The following is a 20,529-nucleotide window of genomic DNA, read 5'->3' as shown; positions in this document are numbered from 1 at the left end:
CCCAAGGAGGCTTTCCATGCGACCAGACCACGCTCCCCTGCCGCCGCGCTATCTGCGCACCAAGGAGGCCGCGCAGTTTCTCAGCCTGTCCGCGCGCACCCTTGAGAAGCATCGTACCTATGGCACCGGCCCGGCCTATCACAAGCTGGGTGGGCGCGTCGTCTATTCGATCGAGGATCTCGAGGCTTGGGTCCAGCGCGGTGCCGTGACCTCGACGTCCGATCCACGCGGAGGACGCGTGTTGCCCGCGAAACGCCATGTGCTGACCGCGACCCCGCCCGCGGGCCGGGCCTTCCGCTGATCCGGTCGAGACGTCCAAGATGTCCCGCAGTGCGTCAGAACGCGGCCAGCTCGATCTGTTCCACGCGCTCCCCGGCGAGTTCGCAGTACGGGACGCGCAGGATCTCATGTCCTATCCCTTTTTTTCCTTGTCCAAGACCCATCGCACCCGGCCCATCGAGTTCGCAGCGGGCGGCATCGAAATCCGCGTAGAGGCCGTGGCGGACCACGGGATGGCTACGATCTGGGACGCCGATATCCTGATCTGGGCCGCAAGCCAGATCGTCGAGGCACGCGATTCCGGGTTGCGCACGTCGCGGCTCATAGCGGCGACGCCGTACCAGATACTCACCTTCATCGGTCGGGGCACTTCGGCCCGCGATTATCATCGGCTGAAGGCTGCGCTCGATAGGCTGCAATCGACGACGGTCTGCACCTCGATCCGCCAGCCGGCCGAAGGACGTCGGCACCGTTTTTCCTGGATCAACGAGTGGACCGAACGGATCGATACCGGCGGTCGCCCAGACGGAATCGAGCTGATCGTGCCGGACTGGTTCTATCGGGCGGTCATCAATGACACACTGATCCTGACCATCGACCGCGCCTATTTCGATCTGACGGGCGGCCTCGATCGCTGGCTCTATCGCCTCGTGCGCAAGCATGGTGGCCGCCAAAAGGCTGGGTGGCGGTTCGAGTTCCGACATCTCCATATCAAATCCGGCAGCCTCTCGCCCTTCAAGCGGTTTGCCTTCGAGCTGCGGGACATCATCCGCCGACAGCCATTGCCGGGCTATCGCCTGGCGCTCGAGATCGAGGCGCGGGGGCGACGACTGCTCGCCTTCGAGCCCCGTGGACAAGCTGTGGACGGGCTCGTGCCATCGGGAACCCCGGGTATCGTGCCATCGGGAACCGGACCCTCGTGCTATCGGGAACCCGGTTTGGGTTCATCCATTTCAAAAGACGACAGAATTCTGGACCGTAACTTAGATTCTAACTCAGAATCTAACTCTTGTTGCGCTGCCCCCGCAGGGGATAAGCCCGCATGTGGACGCGCTCAATCCCTCGAAACGGGCCCTCAGAATGACACGCCCGAGCGACCTCTCGGCACTTCGAGGAGGGCGGCGACATGAGCTCGATCCGCTCCGAACCGCGCCAGGTTGGTGCACAGGGTATCGGTAGCGAAGGCGACCTGACCTTTGTCGAGCTGACCTGGAAGGAGGGCCAGATCGAACAGTGGATTCGGTTCGGCCATCCGGTCTCCGAAGAGCGTGTTGATCTTTCTCGGCGCCGCTTTGGCTTCGCGCCGGGGACGATCTTCGGGGTCAACCGCTGGGCGGCCAACGCCTATGGCACGGTCCTCTCGCGCTTCGACATCCTGCAGGCTGCGAAGCCCGGAACTCCCCTTCAAACGCTGCCCTATCTACGGCCTGGAGGGACATTGCTGCTCTCTACCCATAGCTGGCCCAAGGTCGAACGCGTGTTGCAGACGATCGACGCTATCGAGACGCTTGGCATCGACCCGGCGGATGCCTCGCCGGACTACTGGCGACACCTGCACAATCGTCTGGCCACCGCGCAACCGGCCCATTCCTATACCCGTCTCCAGCACCGCGCCTGGCTCAAGCGGCGGAGCCTCGGGCTATGAAGGCGCGGCGCACCATCGTCTGGGCGTCGGCCCTGTCGGTCACCCTGATCGTCATTCCCGCAGTCGTTCAATGGTCGCCGCGTTTACTGTGGAATGCCAGCGCGAGCGTTTCCGTCGGGCTCTATCGGCTGCACACTGTCGAACGATTGGCCATCGGGGATCTGGTGGCCGCTGCACCACCCCCGGCGCTTTCGGATTTCCTTGCTTCCCGCGGATATCTGCCGCGCGGCGTGCCGCTGCTCAAGCATGTCGTGGCGCTCGAAGGAGCATTGGTCTGCCGCTCGGGCGACAGGATCACCGTCGATCATCGCCGTCTTGGCCAAGCCCATGCGCAGGACCGCTACGGCCGCGATTTGCCCGTATGGCGGGGCTGTCTTCGGCTCGGTGCTGGCGAAGTCTTCCTCATGAACCCGGATGCGCCGCACAGCCTCGACGGGCGGTATTTCGGGCCGTTGCCGCTTACCACGATAACCGCCCGGCTGACACCGCTTTGGACTGTTTCCAACGGCGCCATCGCAGGGTCGGCGCATCCGGAATCCACACAACACCGCAACAGAAAGGAGGCACGCCATGCCCCAGATCGGTGAATTCACCCGCACGAAATCCGGCTTTGCCGGATATGTCCGGACACTCACACTCGACCTCGAGATTACACTGAGCAAGGCCGAGCCGACCGAAGTCGAGAACGCACCCGACTACCGCCTGTTTCACGGTGACGGCGACCTCGCCCGTGAAATCGGCGCGGCCTGGTCGCGCACCGGGGAAAAGGCCGGCGAGTACTTCTCGGTGCTGATCGATGACCCGATGCTGGCGCAGCCCATCCGCGCCAATCTCTTCCGCAACGGCGAAAGCTCGGTCTGGTCGCTGCAATGGAACCGTCCGCCCAAGCGCAACGGGGCGGCGTAAGCGATGGCGCTGATCAGCTCGAAACGCAACAACCGGATCACAGTCGAGCGACCTTGCATCGCGCAAATCTGGGCTGCCTTCCTTCTTTCTGGCCTTGCCGTGACAACACCGATCAGTGGTCCGGCTCTCGCCGAAATCCCGGTCGTCATCCGCGATCCAGCCCGCGATCCCCATGCCGCCGCAATTGCCGAAGCCTCGGTACGCTTCGCGATCCCGGAGCACTGGATCCGTGCCGTAATGCAGGCCGAAAGCGCGGGCGATGCACGTGCGGTCAGCCATGCCGGGGCCTTGGGACTGATGCAGGTCATGCCCGGAACATGGACCCTCTTGCGGCAGGACCACGGTCTCGGAACCGACCCGTTCGATCCGCGCGACAACATCCTCGCAGGCACGGCCTATCTGCGCGCCATGCTCGATCGCTATGGCACCGTCGGTGGTATGCTTGCCGCCTACAATGCGGGGCCGGGCCGGTATGACGCATACCTCTCGGAGGGCCGTCCGTTGCCCGCCGAAACCCGCGCCTATGTCGCGATGCTGGCACCACGTCTGGACGGCGCGGCGCCGCTCCCGAGCCGCGCAATCGTTGCCGTTTGGCGCGAGGCAGCCCTCTTCACCGACAGATCGGCGGAGCGTCCGCAGCGAAATGCTGGCAATCCGGATGCAGGTCGACCGACCCGCGAAATGGCTCCAGTCACCCCCAATCCAAGCATTTTCGTTGCTCGGCCCGGCGCGGAGACACGGCCATGACCGTGATCGCGTTTTCTCAGGCTCTGGAAGGCCGTGGCGTAATCGCGGTGGAAGGGCGCGCTCGGACAACGGGCGGGAAGGATAAAGGGCGAGATAAAAGGGCATGCCACGAATGCCGCAAGTCCCTGACGGGACTGGCGTTTTCGCGTGCATGCCTTTCGGACGTGTGCAGGTTTCCGGGATTTTCCCTGCGGTTTCAATGCTTCTGCATGCACAGGGGTATTTCCGTCCTCGGATGGGGCTGTGCATGACCGAATCCGAGCACGACTTCCGGATCAGGCCCGGCAAACCCCGGAGCACTCGAACGCCGCGTTCCAAAGGCTTCGTGGACCAGGTGCTGCGCGCGGCTCAGAAGGCCGGGCACACCGGGCCGTCTCGTCGTCCGGGTCGGCCAGGACACTCGACTTTCGGGCGCGGCCATGGCCGGTTCGGGCGCAGCCGACTGTTCTCGCCCGCGCGTCGCGTTGTCGTCAAAGCCCGCATCGCCCGTCACAAGGGCCGGGCCTATCGTGCGGCTCCGCTCTCGACCCATCTTGCCTATCTGCGCCGCGACGGCGTCAGCCGGGATGGGGAGAAGGGCCTGCTTTTCGATGCCGAGACCGACGGTCTGCACGGTTCCGACTTCGCGGCCCGATGCGAGAATGATCGGCACCATTTCCGCTTCATCATCTCGCCCGAGGATGCCTCTGATATGGAGGACCTGCGCGGGTTCACCCGCGATCTCGCGCGGCGGATGGAAGCCGATCTCGGCACGCGGCTCGACTGGGTCGCGGTCGATCACTGGAACACCGACAATCCGCATGTGCATCTGATCGTCCGGGGCGTGGATGATCTTGGCGGCGATCTCGTGATCGCGCGCGACTACATCAGCAGCGGGCTGCGGTCCCGCGCCGAGGATCTGGTCGCGCTGGAGCTCGGTCCGAAACCGGAGCACGAAATCCGGCATGCGCTCGAACAGGAGGTCACGGCGGAACGCTGGACGCGCCTCGATCGGGAGCTGCGCTATCAGGCCGATGATCTCGGTCTGCTCGACCTGCGCCCCTCAGCACCCGGACCCGCGGACCCGCAAATCCGCCGGTTGATGATCGGCCGCCTTCAGTACCTTCGGAGACTCGGTCTCGCGTCGGAAGGCCGCCCCGGCGAATGGATGCTCGGGCTCGAGGCCGAACGCACGCTCCGCGACCTGGGCGAGCGCGGCGACATCATCAAAACGATGCACCGCGCCTTCGCCGAGCGGGGGCAGGACCGCGGCTTATCCGATTTCGCCATCGACGCGGACACGCCAAGGGATCCGATCATCGGGCGCCTGGTCGAGACCGGCCTGCATGACGAACAGACCGGCACCGCCTATGCCGTGATCGATGGGACGGATGGGCGCGCGCATCATGTCCGCTTCCGCGGTCTGGACGCCTTCGAGCACACTCCCGCGTCTGGCGGCATCGTCGAGGTCCGCCGCTTCGGCGGCGCGGACGATCCGCGTCCGACGCTTGTCCTGGCCAACCGGTCCGATCTCGACCTGCAGGGCCAGATCACCGCGCCCGGCGCGACCTGGCTCGATCACCGTCTGGTCCAACGTTCCCGCATGCCGCTTGCGATGGGCGGGTTCGGGGCGGAGGTCCGGGACGCCCTCGATGCCCGTGCCGAACATCTGGTGGATGAAGGGCTGGCCCAAAGGCAGGGACAGCGGATCATCTTTCAGCGCAATTTCCTCGCGACCCTGCGGCAGCGCGAGCTCGACGCCACGGGCCGGACGCTCGAGGCCGAGACTGGTCTCCAGCATCAACCCGCGAAACCCGGCGAGCATGTGACCGGCACCTACACCCGGCAGCTCCGTCTGACCTCCGGCCGCTACGCGATGATCGAGGGTTTCGGCCCGGACGGCGGTCGCAGTTTCCAGCTCGTCCCCTGGTCCCGCGAGATCGAGCCCCGCCTTGGCCAGCACATCACCGGGATCGCGCGCAGCGGCGGTGGGATCGACTGGAGCCTCGGGCGCAAGCGAGGGCTCGGCATCTGACGAAAGGACCCTGACCATGACCGCCACGAAAATCCTCTGGGGACAGCTCCTCGCCGTCTTCCTGATCGTGCTCACGACGACCTGGGGCGCGACGCAATGGGTCGCGTGGCGGCTGGGGTTTCAGGCGCAACTGGGCAGCCCGTGGTTCGAGGCCCTCGGCATGCCGATTTACCCGCCGCCCGCCTTCTTCTGGTGGTGGTACTTCTACGACGCCTATGGGCGAACGGTGTTCTGGGAGGGCGGCGCGATCGCGGCCTCGGGCGGGTTCATCTCCATCGCCGTGGCCATCACCATGTCCGTCATCCGGGCGCGCGAGGCCGCCGACGTCGATACCTATGGGTCTGCCCGCTGGGCGAACAGGGCCGAGGTCGAGGCCGCCGGGCTGCTGGGTTCCGATGGTGTCGTGCTCGGCAAGCTAGATCCGGACTACCTGCGCCACGACGGGCCGGAGCATGTCCTCTGCTTTGCGCCCACCCGGTCGGGCAAGGGTGTGGGCCTCGTGGTCCCGTCGCTTCTGACCTGGCCAGGCTCTGCTATCGTCCACGACATCAAGGGCGAGAACTGGGACCTGACGGCCGGGTTCCGCGCACGCCATGGCCGGGTGCTGCGTTTCGAACCAACCAGCATGACCTCGGCCGCCTACAACCCGTTACTCGAGGTCCGCCGCGGTGAGTGGGAGGTACGCGATGTTCAGAACGTGGCCGACGTGCTGGTCGATCCAGAAGGCTCGCTGGAAAAACGCAACCATTGGGAAAAGACCTCACATTCGCTGCTGGTGGGCGCGATCCTGCATGTGCTCTACGCCGAACGCGATAAGACCCTCGCGGGCGTAGCGGCCTTCCTGTCCGACCCGCGCCGCCCTATCGAGCAAACCCTCGAGGCCATGATGACAGCGCGCCACCTGGGCGAGGCGGGGCCGCATCCCGTGATCGCCTCCACGGCCCGGGAACTCCTGAACAAGTCCGACAACGAACGCTCGGGCGTTCTGTCGACGGCCATGTCCTTCCTCGGCCTCTACCGCGACCCCGTCGTCGCCCATGTGACCCGGCGCTGCGACTGGCGCATCGACGATCTCATCGGCGCGGAACATCCGACAACGCTTTACCTCGTCGTGCCGCCTTCGGACATCTCGCGCACCAAGCCGCTGATCCGATTGGTGCTGAACCAGATCGGCCGCCGCCTGACCGAAGATCTGAAAGATACGCGCCGCCGCCATCGTGTTCTGATGATGCTCGACGAATTTCCGGCACTCGGTCGGCTCGACTTCTTCGAGAGCGCACTGGCCTTCATGGCGGGCTACGGGATCAAGAGCTTCTTGATCGCGCAGTCGCTCAACCAGATCGAGAAGGCCTATGGCCAGAATAACGCCATTCTCGACAACTGCCATGTCCGGGTGAGCTTCGCCACCAATGACGAACGGACCGCCAAGCGTGTCTCGGATGCGCTCGGTACGGCGACCGAGATGAAGGCGATGCGCAACTACGCCGGGCACCGGCTGGCGCCCTGGCTGGGTCACCTCATGGTCTCGCGCTCCGAGACCGCGCGCCAACTCCTGACGCCGGGCGAGATCATGCAGCTCCCGCCCGACGACGAAATCGTCATGGTCGCAGGATCGCCGCCGATCCGCGCGAAGAAAGCACGGTATTTCGAGGACAGACGGTTCGTCGATCGCGTAGTGCCGCCGCCAGAAGCGCGGAAAGGAGATCCGGTCCTGCAGGATGATCCATGGTCATCGCTTCCCACCATCGAAGCCGATACGCCAGCGGGGTCTTCGACAGCTTCGACCAATGCGGACGAAGCGAATGCAGGCCTGCGTCGGGAACCTGACTTGCCTGAGCGTGTGGCCGCAGCCCCGGAAAAGACGACAGAACCGGCGCGCGAGTTCGAGATGATACTCGATGACGAGCCGGAGGAGGCGGCACGGCAACGTCAGGCCCTGCGCAAGCAGATGGGGCAAGTGGCCCGGCAGGCTTCGCTCGACCGCAATGACGGCATCGATCTCTGAGGGCATCATCCATGCGCGACCGTCTCAACCTGTCCCTGCCAGCCGAACTCATCGGGCGGATCAACGATATGGCCGACCGGAAACGCGTGACCCGCTCCGCCATCGTCGAGGCGGCGGTCGAGTCCTTCCTCTCGCCTGATCATGCCGACATGCAGGAGGCCGCCCTAACGCGCCGCCTCGATCGCCTCTCCCGCCAAGTCGCCCGCCTCGAACGAGACCAGCGGATCACGATCGAGACGCTCGCGCTCTTCGTACGCTTCTGGCTCACCATCACCCCGCCGATCGCGCCAGAGCAGCAAGCCGCGGCACAGGCCAAAGGTCGCGAACGGTTTGATGGATTCATCGAGACGCTGGGCAAGCGGGTACAGAAGGGGCGGTGGTTTGCAGATGAACTTCCGGGTGATGTCCCAGACAGTAGATAGGTATCTTGAGAATTAGAGCGACCCACTGCTGCCGTTGACCTTTCACCGCGCAGTCCTGCCAGAACGATCCTGATCTTCTCCTCGGCAGAATACTGCTTGCGGGTTTTCCGCTTGATACCCCTGACCAGCCTGTCGGCGGCGTCCTTCGATGTTCCGGATGTCTTGTTCATCTTCGCTCCATAATGGCTTCGATGAACCAGAAATCCTCCGTTGCTCAAACACCTAGTTCTGTCCGGTGGGCGCTGACGTCAGGCACCTCCAGATCGTAGGTTCTGAAACGGTTCACCAGATGCGGCATCGAGACGGCCTCTTGGACATTCATGTCCCAATCCAGATGGGCGATTATTGATTGAGCGACATTCAGCTGAGATGGTCGAAGATGGCACGCAGTATACTGGCTGTCCCTTTGCCCGGTGCATAAATTGGCAGGTCGCCATCGAGAGCATCCTTCACGCAGTAGAACGCCTGGTGGCTGCTACTTTTCCATGCGAAGACGAAAATGTCGGCTGTCTTTGCAAGATTAGAAAGCTGTGCAGTCGCGACGAGATCAGAGTTCACAACGACCTTGGAGCCTGGGAATAATTCCTCCAGTGCGATCTTGGCACGGGCACCCGCTGACTCCGCGAGTGTGTAGATTCCGATCGTCTTGCCATTGAGATCGGGCTTTGACTTTGCCTCGGGACCCTTCTCGTCTGTTACCCCCTTGAGCGTGGCGACGGCGTCGCCGCCTACACCGTAATCCTTCGCCAGCATTTCCAGAGGCATAAGATCGACCGCAGTCAACCGATGCGAAAAGCCGGTGGCTTGGCTGAGCACTTGCAGGAAGAACCTTAGACGGGCGTCACGTGCATCATCAGAAGGACATGGCAAAATCGCAAGAGTCTCGCTCACATCTAGACTCCACGGCAGATAGGCAAACGAACCAATCCGCTTTTGCACGTCCTCAAGGTCGCCAACCAATGAAACATACTCGTCCGACGACAATCCTTGCTCTATCAGGATAGCGGTCAACTGAGCTAGTAGATCAAGGTCAGTTCGCGAGAGCGTCTCGTCCATCGCAATCAGTAAGAGCAGCAAAGATGCAATTGGCTTCGCAGCAGGCGGCGCCTCCCTCTCGTCTGGGAAAAAGCTGGTTATGATCTGAGGAACCGCACTTCGAGCAATTGCACTGGCGTCGTCATCCAAACCACTGAGCGCGTCGGCGAATTTCTTCGCTGACTGCAGATCCTTTCTAATCTCCGTTGTGTCCCAATTCGTCGGGGCAGATTGCACATCTCGTTCTGCCTCCGCGAGATTCTTGCCAGCCTGCAATTGCTCGACCCAGCGCATCCATGGATTCACTTCTTCCAACTCTGAGACATCGGAAGAGTGGGCTTCTTCGGAAACTTGCTCGTTCGCAAGGCCCACAATTTTCGTCCGCACCGCCGGAGCGAGGCCGTCAAGCAATTCTGGGGGAACCTCGTCAACCACGGCCAACAAGCGGTCACGGGCGTCACTAGTTCCGATGATACCAACGCACGAGACTAGCCGGCTGAGCGTCTTCCTGCTGGGCGGCAACCGCAAGTAGAACTCGAATGCTCTATCGAATTGCCCATCGTCAAACGCTTCGTCGGCCTCATTTAAGGTCGTACCTGGCGAGGAATTTAGCCCAAGAGATGGTAGCGCTTGGAACAGCGAGGTGTTCGTGCCCGCAGGCAACAAATTGAGCAGTGCATCAATGATATCGCGGTCAGGATTTCTCTGAAATTGCTCGTAAAGTACGAATGCCTTGACTACGCGCGGCGCACGAATGCCCCGACGTGACGTGAAGAGTTTAGGATAGGGTTCAAAGATATTACCCGCGAATGCTTCTCGTACAGCCTCCGCATCTCCCGTTGCTTCTGCCGGGTCGACATAGGTCCTGTAGAGCGCCTCTATGAGGTCAGACAGAATCTGCGGTGGAAGCGCGAGATCCGCTAGCGTTTTGATACGCCAGTGATCTCGAGCGATCTCTGGCCAAAGTCCAAGACCCGCGCTCAGCCGGACTTCGAGGTAACGGAGGTTCTCCTCATTTAGGCGCCCAGTCTGTTTGAATTCGCCGATCATCGCCTCGGCCTGGTATACGTCCCCGGCAAGCAAGGCGCGTTCAAAATCGCTACGGATAGCACCGACCGGGCGAACACGAGCCTGGCTCTCCTGGGGGCGTCGCGCGATAATCTCGGCGAACTCGCTTAACCGACCCGAAATCGCCTTCATCGCAACCTCGTCGGCTCCAGTGAACCGATAAACAGTCCCACCAAAGCGGCCCAAGAGCACGGCAGCCATTGGGTCTTTTGTATCAACCGGCACGCGCTCGAAACGGCTAAGCCATGTCGGACCAAGCCAAGCGTTGATTTCTTCTCCGAGTTCATTTCCGCCGTGGCGTCCCAGAGTTGTCGCGTACCAACCGGTGATAGTGCCACCACGAACGAAAGGCAGGACAAGCGGAGCGCCTGGATGTAATCCGGCAAGAAGGGCTAGCCACTGCCGAACTTGGTCTGCTTCTCGCGTTGGAGCAGTCCCGTCGACAAGCGACAACCAACTCAGTTCGTTAGGGTTAGCGAAGAAGCGCGCCAACCACTCCTGCTCTTCTGGAGGGAGGTGCTCGATCAAATACCCGCCTCAACGTAAGATTCGAAGTTGATCCGGGCTTCAGCAAGCGTCTTGGAAGATGTGTCGTAGACGACCATCTCATCGTTCAGTTCGAGGCCGTAGTAAGTTAGATTCATGGACCCAGTCAGAAGGCCGCGTTTCAGGAGAACACCCTTTACGTGTAAATGTTGACGGCGAACGATGTGCAGTTTGTCTTCTAGCCCTCCCTCGGCGGCAGCCGAAGTAAGGGCGTCGATCAGCGGATCATTGTGTTCGTTCAGGCTGGTCGCGATACCTAACGCCGTGCCTCGGGCCATTAAGTCCGTCATCACCTCAATCAGTCGGATCTCGCGATTACCCCATTCGGGATTGAGAGTGCCAAAACCTCCCGCCCGATTGTCGAAGAGGGCAATATTGCTGATCCATGGGCTGACGAGCCAGGCACGTTCGCCTCCTGGCGCAACCAATTCACCAAGAAACATCATTTGTAGTAATTCGCGGATCAAATTCTGGCTTGTTACTGCGCTCTTGAAGATGCGTCGCGTCTCGAAACTCATTGCAGCGCCTCCGCGATGTCGACGTCGATATGGAAGACATCCTCAACCCGACGGACGGCTTGAACGCGTGCAAACACGGAAAGATATCCTGTCTGAACTGGGTTGGTAGCTAAGAACACTAGGGCGTCGGCAAGCAAAGACGCCGCCGCCATTGGGCACACCAATGTAGCGGCGCCAAGGTTGGCGAGACGATCAAGACACTCGCCCTTCCAGCCTTCTCTCTCCAGATCGATTAGACGTTCATCCTCGCCAAGATAGGATTGCAGCAGCAATGGATCAGGCGCCGGCAACTCGGCAAACGGCGAATAGACACGCAGTCCCGACTGTCGAATTTGCAGCCCCCGTGGCCAAAGCAACCCGTAGATCACACCGAAGCGCCACTGGTCCGCATTTACGGAGGGGGCATCAATGCCGGCGAGACCAAGCGCCGAGTCGATTTCGTCTGAGCGGGCCAACCGATACGCAAGCAATCGGGCGTCGAGTTCGACTCCAAGTCGTTCTTCTTCGGAATTCCATAATCGCACCGCATTCAAGAAGAAGCCATCGCTATCGCTGCTTGAGCCTGGGCGCAGGACACGGTTCGCCAGTGTAACTAGGAAGGCATGGAAAGTGACAAAGCCTTCCTCGGCCAAAACATGGCGGAGAACCGAGAAAGCCTCATTGCTCTCCTCGGAACTCGAGGCGTGCCGGAAGGCTCGCGTTGCGGCAGGCACCGGATCGTCGCGGTCCCCTTCAACCACGACAGCGAGAAAGCGACCAAGTTGAAAGTCGCTGAGCGAAAAATCATTGTCGCGCAAAGCTGCAGTCATCAAACTGAAGAAACGGCGCGGGTCCTCGACATATTGTTGCTGTGCTTCCTCGATTTGACCGTTTCCGCCCGGCGACATCTCGCTAATCCAGATCTCTCCATTAGCGATACCGGCTAGCACGTCGTCTGTTTCACGCGGTCCTGAGGTCACGTCAAGCACCAGGCTTTCAGTGTCAATCTGCGGGCATAAGCTCGTTATTGCGCTAAGCGCTGCTGCGCCGACCGTTGATGTGTATCGCTCGCGGAGCCACGGCTCCCATACGGCATCAATCGGCGTCCAAAGGATTGCAGCCAGACCGAAAAGACTCTCGACGACCTGCCTATCTGCGAGGTAGTCCGCCAAATCTTGTCGTAGTCTATCCTGTTGGTTTCCTTGCGCATTGGCGTCGTCAACGATCGGTGACTGAAATAGTGCATTGAGAGTCTGGTTGAGATTGAGCTCCGCACTTCCGTCGCGAAGTCGCGAAGCTGCCTCGCGCAGGGTAATGGCCTTTGCCATTGCTTCATTGCTGACTGCAGTCAGCATAAGTTGCGCCAACCAGTCACGCGCGAAATGGCTATCTACCATCTGCAGATAGGCCCCATGGACCGCCTCATAGTGGAAACGAGCCGTGCGCATCGCTCGGTAGCGCGGGTCAGCCTCGTCGCCGAGGCTGGCCCAGAGGTCCTCAGGGAAGCGCAGCCGAATACACATTGCATCTACCGCGAGGCTGAAGCCTAGGGCAGCCGGTCCTCCATTAACTTCAAAGGTGAACTCTTTGGTTTGCGATCTGCCGTCGCGGAAGCGAATGCCTGCGTCGCTGCCAAGCGCCATTCGCCGTGCCTCGATCGGGCTTTGCCCCTCATGGCTATAAAACCGCACATCCTCGATTAGCGGGGTCCAAGGGCTGCCGCGAGGTGGGTCGAGTACGAGGCCCGGTTGACGGGCGACCAGTTGGCTTTGCCAGCGCAGTCGGGCGTTCGATGTATCAACGACGGTACCCGGTGGCGGCTGGACCTCCAGACGACGCGGTCGGAAGACCGGAACGTTTCGAACCGAGCCTTCAATCGAGGCCTGCCAGTCGCCGAGCGGGTCCAACCGCGCAAACGGCTCCAAGGGTACGGCTTGCTCGCGGCTCTGATCTAGCGTCGGACACATCCAGTGCCGCTCAAACGCATGGCTGATCCCGTATCGCCGCGACACACGTCCCGGCGCGAACTCGCGAAGCGCCTGGGCGATCGGCATCGCGACTTCTTCTGGCGTCGCCCTGCCTGGCTGGGGCAGGATGATATCAACCTCGGGCAGGTTGAGGTCGCTAAACAGATTGGCAGGCGCGAACTCAGGCATGGGCGAGTTGAAAACCTGGAAGTCTTCGCCGATCTCCCCCCAGGCGCGCCAATTGCTTTCAAGGCGTCGCAACGCCGTTGGAAGAACCTGTGTCATCAGAGGACGTGGATGATCCCAGAGCAGTGGTGCTATAGCACTCTCCTCGACCTTCAGGGCTGAGGCGAGATAGGCGGTATAGCGATCCAGTTCGGCTGGGATAGTCAGAATGCGTTGGATCAATCCTGCTAGCGCCGTCTGCCGCGCGCGTTGATAACTTCTGTGAGTGCTTGAAGAGAGATCGAGCCAGACACTTCCGCGATTGGACGAGGCTAGCGCTAGGCTCAGATAGTCGAGCGTCGCGTACACGGCCTGGATACGCATTACATAGCGGTTTCCGATTGGGAGTGTGCGGAGTGGCAGTTCCGGATCGAAAAGTAGATCGTAGCCCTGATAAGCGAGTCGATCGCGTCCGTAGTCCGATAGCACAGCAACAGTCCACGGGCGCATTTTCCGCGAACGACCCGCACGTCCCTTGCGCTGGAGGAACTGCGCAACGTCGCGCGGCGCCTTGTGCTGTACAACCGCTCCGACCCGCGGATCGTTGAAGCCAACTTCGAGCGATGCGGTTGCAACAATTATGTCAAGATTGTTGCCCACACCCGGGTCCATCGACATCACCCGTCCAACTGTCTTCCGGTCCTGCGGTTGAAGGCTGTGGCCAATTTCGACAACCGCTTCCCAATCCTGGCCATGCAGTTTTCGCTGTTCGACGGGTAAAGGTCGACGAAGCGAAGCTAGGCCACCATCAGGCCTGCTGGCGAGGTCTGGTGCCCCGTTGCTTCTGCGTCCCTCCGCGTCCAGCATCGCGAAGTACATGCGATTGGTCACGTCAATGTCATCGGTGAAAAGGAAGGTCCGCTCACCAAGGACTCCGCGGCTCTTTTTCTCATCAGGAGAATCGAGCAGCCGTGAAAGCAGCATACCCGTCTGGATCGTCGTCGACAGTAACGCGGTGCGCGACACCGGGTCGCCGCGAAGCGCGAGCAGATACTCGGCTCCCTCTGTGATCATTTCGCGATTGGAAGGCCTGATTTCGACCGTAGCTTGTTCAAAGAGACCTGTCAGTTGTGCGAAAAAGCGAGCGCCGTCCTTCAGCGTCGCCGAAAGCCCAACAAAGCCGACATGCCGACGCAACATTCGTCGCCAGCGCCGCAGCAAAAACGCTACCTGAGCGCCTGAACTCCCGGCATATGTATGGACCTCGTCGAGCAACATCATCTCAACTGAGCGTTGTGCGCGGTTCCCGATGCCGAAGAGATGCCTATAGCGGTTGTCACCCATCCGCTGATTGAGCATCTCGGTCGTGGTAAACAGAATATCGGGCGCTTCGGTCTGGAGTCTCCGCCGCGTCAGAATGATCTCGTCGCTTTCAATAGAGCCAGCGCATTCAGTGCATTCAAGACGTTCAAGGTTTGCGCTTCGATCCGCGTCGCGCCAGACCATATCGCCGTCGCAACCAGACGACGGGCAACGCAGGTACTCGCAAACGACGCCGGCCGCAGAGTTGCGCCAACCTCCTCGATCCTTTCCAGCGGCAGTTTTGTGAGGATTGTCCGAGCTTTCCGGTGTCGGACCAAAGAAGGTCCCTATAATAATCTTGCGCCGACCACGATTGGCTAGCGTAGCGTCGAGGCGGCGGGCCTGGCTGTACACCTCGGCAAACTGGTCCTTAAGCAATTCGTTTCGCGGGTAGAGAGCTAGGACCTTGACCCAGCGGTCACCAGCCGCGTCCCGCTGGATATGGCACGCAACACGCGACAGCGCCGGCAGATAAAAAGCCAACGTTTTGCCGCTGCCGGTACCCGCGCTTACTAGTGTTGCGATCGACTGCGACTTCTCAAACCCGCCAAGAATCCGAGCTGCGGCATCGACCTGAAATCCTGCTAGCTTGAAGTCTGTCCCGTAACTTCCAATCAAGGCGGACAGTACGGCGCTAACCGACGGGTCAGAAGTCTTGGCAGCGATCCGTCTCAACGCGGTGGTGGGGTCCACTTCGCGCCTCGGATAACGGCGGCGGCGCCAGATGAATCGAAAATCGGCGACAAGCGTCGGCGCAGTCTGCCAGCCGGTCGGTCCCTGATGCTGGGGAAACAGTTGGCGAAGCCTGAATAGCAACCGAACGCCCTCGGCCATCCGCGAGCGGTAGTGGGTACCCTGTTCTTCACCGATATCGAAAAGTAGTGCCCGTTCAACCAGTTCGGCGACAACACCCCCAGCATCGTAGAAGCTGACGCCAACACCTATTGCGGGATCATCAAGCAGGGAATCGATTATCCCATTTATCTCACCTGCTGAAACGTGACCGTCCACCAAACCCCACGTTAGCAGTTTGGCTTCGCGCTGTTCGATTTCATCAAGCGCGGCGAGCAGCAGAGTTTCATCGGCCTCCATCGGCACCTCGGGGCAAGATGCGATAACTCGCAAAGGCGTCGTTTTCTGCAAGCCAAGTCTTGACTGTATCAGTAAGCAAATCCAGCGGTGCGCCACCGCTCTGCACCGCTTCCAAAAAGCTCTTAACTTCTACCGGAACGTTGTAGTCGAAGCTCTTAGTAGTCTCCGTCAACGCCGCAGCAAGGGATTGTACACGTTCAATACCTGTCAGATCTGAAGGGAGCCGTTTGAACTCCTCCAGGAAGTCCCGATGCTGTTTCTCATAGAGTTGAAACGCAGTCTTGTTGGCCGGGGTAAAGGCGATACGCCCTTTCACGATCGCAGGGTTCTCTCCTGTAAAGATTTCCTGGCGATATGCCTTCCAGGTTTTTGCAACCGTATCGGCGACATCATTTGAAGCGATCTTTAATTCGCTGATTAGCTTGGGCCAACGTGTACCCTTTTTGAGTATTGCCGCCGTCTGCTCGACCTTGAACTTCTCTAGAATTTCACTTGCGCGTTTCCGAACCGCCGTGAGGCTCGGTGGCGCCTCCACGTCAATCCCAGAATCAACTAGTAGCGCCCGCTGATCCAAGGCGCGCGATAGATCGGATGCCGGACTAACAAGGTCGGACCGCAAGCCCTCTAAATTGCTCGCTTCCTCCATATTGGCACCAAGGCTTTCAAGTGCCTCCAGTCGTTCACGCAGTGCCTTTGCGCGATTTGGAATGGAAGCGCTCATGACGTTTCCTCCGCAGCGGCCACTTCGACACTACTCACCTCTTCGAGAAGCTCGATTATTTCCGCTGCCGCAACGCCCGGATCAGCTTGTCCACGGATCGCCTCCTGCTGAGCTACACGCGGTTCCGCTTGCGTAAGAATCTGGTTGGTGCTCTCCAGAAACGACATTGTGCGCTGGATCAATCCGAGATCGATTGAGCCGAGAGCATTCAAGAGTTTCGGGATTTGCTCACGATCAGCCTCGTCAACGATCGTTGCTGTCTTGTCCAACAGATCGACGAAGCGGCTAGCTTGGAACTCAATCAACAATTGCTCAAACTCAGCACCGCGAACCGAAACTGCAGTCGGCCAGCAGTTCGTTTTTTGCAGCAACGGAATGATCTCGCGGAGATCAGTTACAAACGCGTTCTTATCGAAGTCGTCATCAGCAAAGTCCACAGTTTCGTCTCGGAATCTGCGAAGCTTGATGATGACCTTCTGAAGTCTCGGCCACAGCCGTTGATCACTTGTAGCGCGAATAAAGCTGCGAGCCTCGTCAGGCAATCCTTCGGTGTTTTTCTCGGTCTGGGCGTCGGCCGATAAAGCCGCTAGCAAGCGCGAAGTATCGATTGCAAAAGGCTTGTTTCCTGACCCTTGATAACTTGCAATTCGTTCAAGCAGTAGCGACTGCAAAATGCTCCGTACATTGTGCCCGTTTTTTCGCCCGAGTGCCAACCTCCTTAGTTCGTCCCACCCTTCCTCAAACGGTTCTACTTCGGTCTGCGGCGACGGAGCGAATATCCCTCGAAGAAGAGGTTCTGCTTTGTTTGTCTGCACTGGAGGAGACAGGCCGACGATGCGGGATTGATTGAGCAAGGCTCTCCCGACGGCGGTAATCTGCGAGGCCGCTTCGGCAACCAACAGCGGGACCAATTGATCAACTATCCGGTCTATGATCGCTGCACTTGCCACGTAGTCGACATCGGCCTCCGAATAAGACCAATGCTTGCCCTTATGGATTTCAGTGAAGCGGAGTGCGCCAAGGAACCCTTCGCGTAGGGTGCCATCCTCGTCTTCGTTGCTCTCACAAACAACGAGTTCGCGCCCGCCAACCGGGTTGCCTCGCGCACCCGCAATCTTAAGCCATCTTGGGCTAATCTCCTGTTCTGGAATTCGAAGCGCCGACCAGTTGATGGCACCCTTCAGCATCGCTGCAAGCGCCTTTCGAAGGGCGTTCGCGTCGGAATGGATAAGTTCTGCACCTCCCGCCCAAGCGTCGAGTTTCTTCGACCATTCGGCAATACGCGGTTCATGTGAGTCTGAAGGCGCTGTGGGTTGCGCGGGTGCAACCTCCCCTCCCACCTTGGGCGGCGGCGGATTGGTTGGCCGCTCGTCCGGCACAAAAGCCACGTTGGCGAGGTCTGCGGGCGTCGGCAGAGAGAAAGCCTTGAAGATTGCCGGAGGCACTTTCTCAAGTTCACTCTCGACGCTTGCGTTTCCGGCCCAGACGGCAAGTGCCGAACGAAGTCTCCCCTTCACAGGCTCCGGTTGGCTTGAATCGCGAACAAGTCCTGCAAGGTAGCGATTGGGAAGAAAGCCCTGAAAGTCGACGGGCGGAAAGGCCCCGCTGACAAAACTGTCGCGCATTAGCAGGGGGCGGCGCAGGATTTCGTTGATCACGCGCCGTGGATTGAAAAGAAGGCCGCTTGCGTCAGCCAAGTGTCGCCGGGCTAACTCCTCTATGGCTAGGCGATTAAAGGGGAAGAGAGAGTGTCCTACGGAAGAAAATCCAAACGCATCTAGCGCTTCGGCGTCCTCGTCGGTTTGCTCCTCGTCAATCCATGGCGGAAGCCAGTCAGTAAGGCTGTCGCCTACGTCACGCCGGGCAAAGAGCTTTCGCAAGCCATCGCCGCCCCACCGAGCAGCATTCAAATAGGCTCCGACGAGGTCAACAACGGCGTTTGTGATCTCCTCGTCGCTTTGTTTTCGATTGCCTATCACCCAGACCCGCTGCGCGCGAGTTAGTATCGTATCACGCGAAGCCAGATAGCCGTCGGTGAGAGCAAGGGCTGTCCGCATGGTCGCGCGAACCTTCTTGCCGTCATACGCTCCCTCCTGGACACAAACCTTCAGAAGAACATCTTGAATGCCGGAAAGTGCTGCGAAGTCCTCGATTAGAAGAACGAGATCCTTTTCGTCTTTCAACAGGATCTCACGAACCCCTAGGATAATCTCCTGTAGCGTGACACCGCCTGTGCTCTGCTCAAGCTGAAAAACATTACCGATTGCAGTGTCGACTATCGAGTTGAGTAGATCGACTGCAACCTGCCGTCGCTTCGGATCCGAAACAGCCAATTGTGTCTGGTAATAGGTCTTTACAGAGAAAGCAGCGCCGTTGAGGTCAATCTCGTCTGGTAGGATCAAGTCTTCAGCGAAGAACTGGGATTGCGTCTCATCTCCTTCAGCGCCTTCATTGCGTCCTTCTACTGCTCGGGAGATGACGCGATTCAGTACGTTATTATCAAAGTGATCTTTGAGCGCGGCATCTCCGAAGAGTTTTGGCAAATCACGCGCGTGACCGATACGTGGGACCAACCCAGCACGACGATCCGGGTGTTCGCGCGCTTCGATCTGCATCGCCTCAGCAAGTCCATTGAGAGCGTTCTCGATTTGCGCTCGGAACAATACAACCGCCCTGCGCTCATCCACCTCCGCCACTGCCCGAGTTAAGTCGGATCGTGACTTCTCAAAGCGTGAGTCTCCCGCCAACGGCTCGAGAATGAGTTCTACTACCTTGCGCAGGCTCGCGCTCTTGGGAATCCGAATGATATGTAGGTGATCGTGCTTTGGTGACCTCTGAAGCTGAGCGTCAAGCCATCTAATGATATGAGACTTCCCAATCCCCGACGGACCAGTAATCGGAAAGAGCAAGTAGCCCCCGGGCACGTTATCGGAGAGGAATGCGTCCAGCAGTTCCTGCTCCGAAGCTGGCATCTCGATGTTCGTGCCAGCGTTCCGAGTGGTGAGAGGCGACGGTTGATGAACCGCAAGCAGTACAGATACGTCCGCGGTCTCCGCCTCATTCTTGATGCAGGCATTTACCTCATCCGCCTCTGGCCAATACTTTTCGAGCATCAATCCACCTCTTCCGCCGGCGGCAGAGACACGTGCGAAACATCTCGCCAGGTGCGCATATTGGTCCCGGTCAGCGTCACCACGCCCTCTGTGTCACTGCGGTTCGCTAGTTTTATTGCGCCTTCCCGGTCCAACCGCTGGATTGCCCGCGAAAGAGAGGAGGACAGACTTCCATCTTTCGGCTGCGGCCATGCACGTTCCTTGAGCACCGCTTCCACTTGAGTCCGATATGTTCCGCCGTCGAGTACGGGCAGCACTGACGCGGCGCGTTCGACAAAGGCCGGACCAGTCAATTCGCGACTAGGGCCGAAGATGTCGGGCAGTGTATCTCGTAGTGCTTCGGTCGGGTCGATAACCCACTGCATGCTGTCACGAGCGAAACCGAGATAAAGCATCCATGTCTTAAGGCCATTCCATCGTGTGTTGTTTTGGGCGATCTTCTTAGCGCTGCTATCAATCAGTTGAGCACCTTCAAGTTCGGTGAGACGATCTGCGTTAACGTCGAGCGAATAGACGTCCTGAGCCAGCATCCATGCTACGCCACGTGACAGATCGGCGCTCCTAGCTTCCTCGCTTTCCCAAAAGCGCACATTGTTTGCCGGCAGAAATGCTACGGTTCGAGCGACTTTCGGAAGACGGGCTTCGGCGTCATCGGCTTTCTTGCCCAGGGCAGAAAGGTACGGCTCGGCTATGGTGATGGCTCCTTTGTCTTCTACGAATAGGCCTAGTTCAGTCCAGCGGTTTAGTGTTCGGGTCAATTGGCTTGTGTCGACCGGATCGGCTGCACCACCACAGACAAGGATCAGTTCGTCCCGTTCCCTTGGACCAAAGCGAACGAGAGCGCGAACCAGCACGATCAGTACATTGAAGAGTCCGTCACTCGCTTGGTTAAGGATGCTCACAGCCGCGCCCCAAGCTTGAACTGATCAACCGTCAGTACGTTCG

The 20,529-nt window shown here is 59.7% G+C and carries 15 protein-coding genes; 9 read left to right on the top strand and 6 right to left on the bottom strand.

The genetic code is table 11. The annotated features are described in order from the left end of the window. Positions 1–16 precede the first annotated feature (16 nt). The 9 genes from ACERZ8_RS03730 (at position 17) to ACERZ8_RS03690 (ending at position 8,018) form a co-directional block, all read left to right on the top strand. Positions 17–301 (top strand): helix-turn-helix transcriptional regulator, encoded by a 285-nt coding sequence (locus tag ACERZ8_RS03730; RefSeq protein ID WP_038076323.1) that lies wholly within the window; start codon positions 17–19, stop codon positions 299–301. Positions 302–320: 19 nt separating this feature from the next. Beyond that, positions 321–1,409 carry a replication initiator protein A gene (locus ACERZ8_RS03725; protein WP_407590782.1) on the top strand — a complete coding sequence of 363 codons (1,089 nt, stop codon included), beginning with the start codon at positions 321–323 and terminating at the stop codon, positions 1,407–1,409. After that, complete coding sequence (locus ACERZ8_RS03720; RefSeq protein WP_407590781.1) at positions 1,406–1,924, top strand: DUF2840 domain-containing protein; 519 nt, start codon at positions 1,406–1,408, stop codon at positions 1,922–1,924. Before ACERZ8_RS03725 ends, ACERZ8_RS03720 begins: the two co-directional genes overlap by 4 nt. Continuing rightward, positions 1,921–2,511, top strand: coding sequence for a S26 family signal peptidase (locus ACERZ8_RS03715; protein WP_407590780.1), 591 nt, complete (start codon positions 1,921–1,923; stop codon positions 2,509–2,511). Before ACERZ8_RS03720 ends, ACERZ8_RS03715 begins: the two co-directional genes overlap by 4 nt. Then, the gene (locus ACERZ8_RS03710; RefSeq protein ID WP_407590778.1) at positions 2,495–2,830 is read left to right on the top strand and encodes a DUF736 domain-containing protein; all 336 of its coding nucleotides are present in this window, start codon (positions 2,495–2,497) and stop codon (positions 2,828–2,830) included. Before ACERZ8_RS03715 ends, ACERZ8_RS03710 begins: the two co-directional genes overlap by 17 nt. Positions 2,831–2,833: 3 nt before the next feature. Then, the gene (locus ACERZ8_RS03705; RefSeq protein WP_407590777.1) at positions 2,834–3,577 is read left to right on the top strand and encodes a lytic transglycosylase domain-containing protein; all 744 of its coding nucleotides are present in this window, start codon (positions 2,834–2,836) and stop codon (positions 3,575–3,577) included. A gap of 247 nt (positions 3,578–3,824) precedes the next feature. Beyond that, the gene (locus ACERZ8_RS03700) at positions 3,825–5,591 is read left to right on the top strand and encodes a relaxase/mobilization nuclease domain-containing protein (RefSeq protein WP_407590775.1); all 1,767 of its coding nucleotides are present in this window, start codon (positions 3,825–3,827) and stop codon (positions 5,589–5,591) included. 16 nt (positions 5,592–5,607) lie between these two features. Continuing rightward, positions 5,608–7,596 (top strand): conjugal transfer protein TraG, encoded by a 1,989-nt coding sequence (locus ACERZ8_RS03695; protein WP_407590774.1) that lies wholly within the window; start codon positions 5,608–5,610, stop codon positions 7,594–7,596. An 11-nt stretch (positions 7,597–7,607) separates the two neighbouring features. Continuing rightward, positions 7,608–8,018 (top strand): ribbon-helix-helix protein, CopG family, encoded by a 411-nt coding sequence (locus tag ACERZ8_RS03690; RefSeq protein WP_407590773.1) that lies wholly within the window; start codon positions 7,608–7,610, stop codon positions 8,016–8,018. A 360-nt stretch (positions 8,019–8,378) separates the two neighbouring features. Here ACERZ8_RS03690 and dpdD read toward each other — a convergent pair whose 3' ends face one another. The 6 genes from dpdD to dpdG are packed head-to-tail and all read right to left on the bottom strand — an operon-like array spanning position 8,379 to position 20,486. After that, on the bottom strand, positions 8,379–10,649 hold the full coding sequence (dpdD, locus tag ACERZ8_RS03685; protein WP_407590772.1) for a protein DpdD: 2,271 nt from the start codon (positions 10,647–10,649) through the stop codon (positions 8,379–8,381). Then, entirely contained in the window at positions 10,646–11,185 is a 540-nt protein-coding gene (gene dpdK, locus ACERZ8_RS03680) for a phospholipase D-like domain-containing protein DpdK (RefSeq protein ID WP_407590770.1), read from the bottom strand. The genes dpdD and dpdK overlap by 4 nt, the downstream gene beginning before the upstream one ends. Beyond that, complete coding sequence (gene dpdJ / locus ACERZ8_RS03675) at positions 11,182–15,750, bottom strand: protein DpdJ (protein ID WP_407590769.1); 4,569 nt, start codon at positions 15,748–15,750, stop codon at positions 11,182–11,184. The genes dpdK and dpdJ overlap by 4 nt, the downstream gene beginning before the upstream one ends. Beyond that, complete coding sequence (locus tag ACERZ8_RS03670) at positions 15,737–16,471, bottom strand: hypothetical protein (protein ID WP_407590768.1); 735 nt, start codon at positions 16,469–16,471, stop codon at positions 15,737–15,739. The genes dpdJ and ACERZ8_RS03670 overlap by 14 nt, the downstream gene beginning before the upstream one ends. Beyond that, positions 16,468–19,584, bottom strand: a complete 3,117-nt coding sequence (gene dpdH, locus ACERZ8_RS03665) for a protein DpdH (RefSeq protein WP_407594148.1) — start codon at positions 19,582–19,584, stop codon at positions 16,468–16,470. Before dpdH ends, ACERZ8_RS03670 begins: the two co-directional genes overlap by 4 nt. After that, positions 19,584–20,486, bottom strand: a complete 903-nt coding sequence (gene dpdG, locus ACERZ8_RS03660; RefSeq protein WP_407590767.1) for a protein DpdG — start codon at positions 20,484–20,486, stop codon at positions 19,584–19,586. The genes dpdH and dpdG overlap by 1 nt, the downstream gene beginning before the upstream one ends. Between the last annotated feature and the right edge of the window lie 43 nt (positions 20,487–20,529).

This window comes from Tateyamaria armeniaca, from assembly GCF_045797845.1.
Taxonomy (GTDB): Bacteria; Pseudomonadota; Alphaproteobacteria; order Rhodobacterales; family Rhodobacteraceae; genus Tateyamaria; species Tateyamaria armeniaca.
The sequence above is the reverse complement of the archived record's forward strand: the minus strand, read 5'-3'. Positions and strand labels throughout refer to the sequence as shown.

Coding starts and splice junctions, on each gene's coding strand:
- ACERZ8_RS03695 (WP_407590774.1), top strand. CDS start 5,608: ATGACCGCCACGAAAATCCTCTGGGGACAGCTCCTCGCCGTCTTCCTG.
- ACERZ8_RS03670 (WP_407590768.1), bottom strand. CDS start 16,471: ATGAGCGCTTCCATTCCAAATCGCGCAAAGGCACTGCGTGAACGACTG.
- ACERZ8_RS03730 (WP_038076323.1), top strand. CDS start 17: ATGCGACCAGACCACGCTCCCCTGCCGCCGCGCTATCTGCGCACCAAG.
- ACERZ8_RS03700 (WP_407590775.1), top strand. CDS start 3,825: ATGACCGAATCCGAGCACGACTTCCGGATCAGGCCCGGCAAACCCCGG.
- ACERZ8_RS03705 (WP_407590777.1), top strand. CDS start 2,834: ATGGCGCTGATCAGCTCGAAACGCAACAACCGGATCACAGTCGAGCGA.
- ACERZ8_RS03715 (WP_407590780.1), top strand. CDS start 1,921: ATGAAGGCGCGGCGCACCATCGTCTGGGCGTCGGCCCTGTCGGTCACC.
- ACERZ8_RS03725 (WP_407590782.1), top strand. CDS start 321: ATGTCCCGCAGTGCGTCAGAACGCGGCCAGCTCGATCTGTTCCACGCG.
- dpdH (WP_407594148.1), bottom strand. CDS start 19,584: ATGCTCGAAAAGTATTGGCCAGAGGCGGATGAGGTAAATGCCTGCATC.
- dpdK (WP_407590770.1), bottom strand. CDS start 11,185: ATGAGTTTCGAGACGCGACGCATCTTCAAGAGCGCAGTAACAAGCCAG.
- ACERZ8_RS03720 (WP_407590781.1), top strand. CDS start 1,406: ATGAGCTCGATCCGCTCCGAACCGCGCCAGGTTGGTGCACAGGGTATC.
- dpdJ (WP_407590769.1), bottom strand. CDS start 15,750: ATGGAGGCCGATGAAACTCTGCTGCTCGCCGCGCTTGATGAAATCGAA.
- ACERZ8_RS03710 (WP_407590778.1), top strand. CDS start 2,495: ATGCCCCAGATCGGTGAATTCACCCGCACGAAATCCGGCTTTGCCGGA.
- ACERZ8_RS03690 (WP_407590773.1), top strand. CDS start 7,608: ATGCGCGACCGTCTCAACCTGTCCCTGCCAGCCGAACTCATCGGGCGG.